This is a genomic window from uncultured Streptococcus sp., from assembly GCF_963528215.1.
Lineage (GTDB): Bacteria > Bacillota > Bacilli > Lactobacillales > Streptococcaceae > Streptococcus.
Genome location: NZ_CAURVL010000055.1, coordinates 1 through 4032, shown reverse-complemented (window position 1 = coordinate 4032; position 4032 = coordinate 1). Strand labels below are relative to the sequence as shown.

General features: G+C 45.2%; 5 protein-coding genes. 3 read left to right on the top strand and 2 right to left on the bottom strand.

The features are described 5' to 3' along the window. Together RWS24_RS10640 and RWS24_RS10635 are read right to left on the bottom strand one after the other, a co-directional pair. A partial coding sequence (locus tag RWS24_RS10640) for an FGGY family carbohydrate kinase (RefSeq protein ID WP_314367402.1) occupies window positions 1–344 on the bottom strand: 344 nt, incomplete at its 3' end. 157 nt (window positions 345–501) lie between these two features. Continuing rightward, window positions 502–1929, bottom strand: coding sequence for a helix-turn-helix domain-containing protein (locus RWS24_RS10635; RefSeq protein ID WP_314367400.1), 1428 nt, complete (start codon window positions 1927–1929; stop codon window positions 502–504). Window positions 1930–2181: 252 nt separating this feature from the next. On the opposite strand from RWS24_RS10635, the gene RWS24_RS10630 reads away from it, so the two are divergent. The 3 genes from RWS24_RS10630 to RWS24_RS10620 form a co-directional block, all read left to right on the top strand. Then, window positions 2182–2412 carry a DUF1858 domain-containing protein gene (locus RWS24_RS10630; protein ID WP_125444135.1) on the top strand — a complete coding sequence of 77 codons (231 nt, stop codon included), beginning with the start codon at window positions 2182–2184 and terminating at the stop codon, window positions 2410–2412. A gap of 2 nt (window positions 2413–2414) precedes the next feature. Beyond that, a complete protein-coding gene (locus RWS24_RS10625; RefSeq protein WP_314367395.1) occupies window positions 2415–3776 on the top strand; it encodes a DUF438 domain-containing protein in 1362 nt (453 codons plus the stop codon). Between the two features lie 26 nt (window positions 3777–3802). Continuing rightward, window positions 3803–4032 (top strand): DUF1912 family protein (locus RWS24_RS10620; RefSeq protein ID WP_314367392.1); only part of this gene is annotated, 230 nt, incomplete at its 3' end.

Genomic DNA, 4032 nt, shown 5'->3' with positions numbered 1-4032 from the left:
TGTTCAGCCAGAGGAGCAGTCTGGCGAGATTGCCAAACGATAGCATTGTAGATAGGAAGACCAGTATTCTTATCCCAGACGACAGTTGTTTCACGCTGGTTGGTGATTCCGATGGCTTCGATTTGGTTAGGTTTTACCCCACTTTCGATGAAGGCACCGGCAATAACGGACTGCACTGAGTTCCAAATCTCATTGGCATTATGCTCAACCCATCCAGCTTGAGGGAAAATCTGAGTAAATTCTTTTTGACTGGAGCTAACTTTTTCTCCTTTTTTGTTAAAGATGATGGCGCGGGAACTAGTAGTTCCTTGGTCGATGGCCATGATGTATTTTTCTTGTGACATGAACTGTCCTCCTAGTAAAAATCTTGAGGATGTTTCCTCTACAGTAACTAGTATATAAAATAAAACGCTTTCTTTTTTATCAACTTTTTTCAAATTTTAAAAAAATCTGAGGAGATTGTGCGAAAATCACAAAGAAACCTGGATTTCTCCAAGTTTCTTAATGAAATATCATGTGACGGATTTGAGCCAAATCTTCCAAATCCAAGTCATTTTTTAAATAATAGATGGGAGCCTGCTGGGTCTGATGAATGGGATTGTTGGTGATGATGAGGTCGTAATTTCTGGTAAGGTCGTAGGATTCAATCGTAATAAAGCGATTGTACTCTAAGTACCGCCTTAAAATGGCTGTCATCCTAGAAACAACGATAAAGCTATCTGTCAAGTCCATGCCTATCTTGATGATTTGACCGTCGTTTTCAGCAATGTATTCCATCAGCTGGAGCCATTCCCACAACACCTTTTTATCCAGAGATGTTCCCTGCTGGAAAATAGGCAGTTTGCTAAAAATAGTGTCTGCCACTTGTCGATAATCGTATTCGCTCCATAAGTAAGGATGGCGTAATTCCAGATCATGCTTGTATTTATCCTGCAAGAGGTAGCCTCGGAAAAGAAAGACACGGGCGCAGAGCTGGCTTAGTTCGTAGGTCACTTGGTCCTCGATATAGTCCCCTAGCAAGTCTCGCCCCCTCATCTCTTGAATCAGTTGCGTAATCAGGCTGGCAATTTCACCGCCAAAGCCCAGAATATACTCCATGGTGTGCAGGGGCAGAATCCGATGGGAAAGCAGAAATGAAAAGAAAATCATCATTTCCCCGTCTTCCTGACTCAGGGTGATGTGCTGCCTGGCAAAGAAGTCATTTGCCCGGCGATGCAAGCGCTGGTAGAAGATATTCTCAAAATAGCCCTGCATTTTCTGCTCAATGTTTTGGAATTGACAGGCATTGACTCTTAGGCGCTGTTGGGTGATATGTGCCCAAAGAGCCAAGTCCAATCGCTGTCCTTGAGAGAGCTGGGCTCCGCAGAGTTCTTCTAAGACAGCAACTTCCTGCCTTCTTTCTGGTTTTTGAAGTTCCTTTTCCCAATCTTGGCTGGACCAGACCTTGCGAAAAAGGCAGAAATAAAAATAGCGGATTTGGTGCTCAGGTCCTTTCAAGCGGCCATTTTGGATAGATAGCTCAAACTCTGATAGGATTTGATTTAGTCCGGATATATGACGACTGAGTGTTGCTTCACTAATCATCAGTTCCTGAGCTAATTGATGGGCTAAAAACTGCTGATGATAGAGCAAGTGGTTTAAAATCTGGTATTTGACTGCATTGTCCAAAAAGAGCCTGCGAATATCCCGTCCCTTGGTATCCGGTCCGATGTACAGACTGAGTGTTTCGTCCTGAAGCTGGATGTATAAGGCTGCATGATGGTCCATAGCCTTGTCGTTAATCAAGCTAATGTACTTGGTCAAGGTTGCTTTCGAGAAGCCTGTTTCTGACATGACATCCTTCAAACTGGATGTAGAATGCTGCTGTAAATAAGACAGGACAATAAACTGCCCCGCTTCACTCTTTTCCATTAAGTCTGCAAGATACATACGAAAACCCTCTCAATTCACTAATCTTAGCTTATCACAAAAGGGAAAAAAGACGAAGCAATGTGCTTTATATTTTCTTATTGTTGCTCGAGGCAATAATGGAAGGCAGAAGTCTGTCATCATGTCTATCTTAATTCGCTATTCCATTTTGTTTGAGCAGCATAAGAGGAGCGCATCACAATTTTTCTTTGCTTTGAGTTTGATCGCTTTTTTATGGTATAATTGTAGAAAAATGACGACGAGGGAGCAGCTATGGATAATGTGATTGATTTGTCTATCCCAGTGGCAGAAGTGATTGAGAAGCAGCCCGATGTTTTGGATGTTTTGGTCGAGTTGGGCTTTACGCCTCTGGCCAATCCAGTCATGCGTAATACAGTCGGACGCGTGGTTTCTATCAAAAAAGGTGCTGGTATGAATGGCATTGACCTTAATAAAATCAAGCAAACTCTGGAATTAAATGGCTATGAAGTGGTGGGGATTTAGGCATGGCTACTGAACGCATTGAGGTCCTCAAGTCTATCTTGCTGGACCTACATAACGGAGCTTCAGCAGAATCCGTTCAGGAGCTTTTTAATGAGCATTTTGCTGGTGTATCCGCTATCGAAATCAGCCTGATGGAGCATGAGCTAATGAACTCAGATACGGGAGTGACCTTTGAAGATGTCATGTCCCTTTGCAATGTCCATGCCAACCTCTTTAAAGGTGCCATTCAGAATGTAGAGGTGGCTGATACCGATCATCCAGGCCATCCTGTTCAGATCTTTAAGCAGGAAAATCTAGCGCTTCGGGCTGCCCTCATGCGGGTTCGCAGGCTCCTATCTACCTATGAAAGCACAGAAGATGAGGAGCTTCTACCTGAAATCCGCAAGGGACTCCAGCGCCAGCTGGGTTTGGTGGGGCAGTTTGATGTCCACTATCAGCGCAAGGAAGAGCTCATGTTTCCCATCATGGAGAGCTACGGCCACGATTCGCCACCCAAGGTCATGTGGGGGGTAGACGACCAGATTCGAGACCTCTTCCAAGAGGCTAAGATTGCTGCAGAGCAGCTACCAGATACTTCGATTGAAGAAGTCAAGGACAAGTTTGAGACTTTTGCGGCTGAGTTTGAAGCTATGATTTTCAAGGAAGAGTCTATCCTTCTCATGATTCTCCTCGAGTCCTTTACTCAGGATGACTGGCTCAAGATTGCTGAGGAGAGCGATGCTTATGGCTATGCCATTATCAAGCCAACGGAAAAATGGATTCCTGCGCGTCACTCATTCTCGGAGGAGGAAGTTGGGAATGCTGCTGATGAAGGAAGCGAAGCGCCAGCCAGTAGAGAACAGACTAGTGATGGCAGGTTTGAGCAGGTCATTGATACGCCAGATGGTCAGGTCACCATTTCTTTTAAGCCTAAGGAAAAGAAGGAGCAAGCCTTTAATCGGGACTCCCAACAGCCTTTTGGTCATGGCTATCTGTCTGTGACGGAGGCTAATCTGATTTTGAACCATCTGCCCATGGAGATTACCTTTGTCAATAAGGACGATATTTTCCAGTATTATAATGACAGTGTGCCGGCAGACGAGATGATTTTCAAGCGGACGCCGTCCCAGATAGGTCGCAATGTCGAGCTCTGTCACCCGCCCAAGTTTTTAGACAAGGTGCGGCGGATTTTCAAGGCTCTGCGCGAGGGAGAGCGGGACAAGTTTGAGATGTGGTTCAAGTCGGAATCACGGGGCAAGTTTGTCCATGTGACCTATGCGGCGGTTCGAGATGAATCTGGTGAATTTCAGGGGGTGCTGGAGTATGTACAGGACATTCAGGCCTTCCGAGATATTGACAGTGATTTTTACCGAGATTTGGACTAGGTATTTGCAGTTAGAAAGTGAGAAAAATGAGTTACGAACAGGAATTTTTACAGGAGTTTGAAGCTTGGGTTAAGACCCAGGTCATGATTAACGAGATGGCTCTCAAGGAGAGTCAGGCGGTCTATGAGGCGGACCAGGATGAGCGTGCTAAGGAAGCAGCCATTCGCTATGAAAGTCGTCTCGATGCCTACCAGTTCCTTTTAGGGAAATTCGCCAACTATCAGGCGGGCAAAGCATTTCACGACCTGCCAGACGG

What these genes read in the sequence shown, in the direction of transcription:
- RWS24_RS10635 (WP_314367400.1), bottom strand. Translation starts at nt 1,929, where the DNA reads ATGTATCTTGCAGACTTAATGGAAAAGAGTGAAGCGGGGCAGTTTATT.
- RWS24_RS10630 (WP_125444135.1), top strand. Translation starts at nt 2,182, where the DNA reads ATGGATAATGTGATTGATTTGTCTATCCCAGTGGCAGAAGTGATTGAG.
- RWS24_RS10625 (WP_314367395.1), top strand. Translation starts at nt 2,415, where the DNA reads ATGGCTACTGAACGCATTGAGGTCCTCAAGTCTATCTTGCTGGACCTA.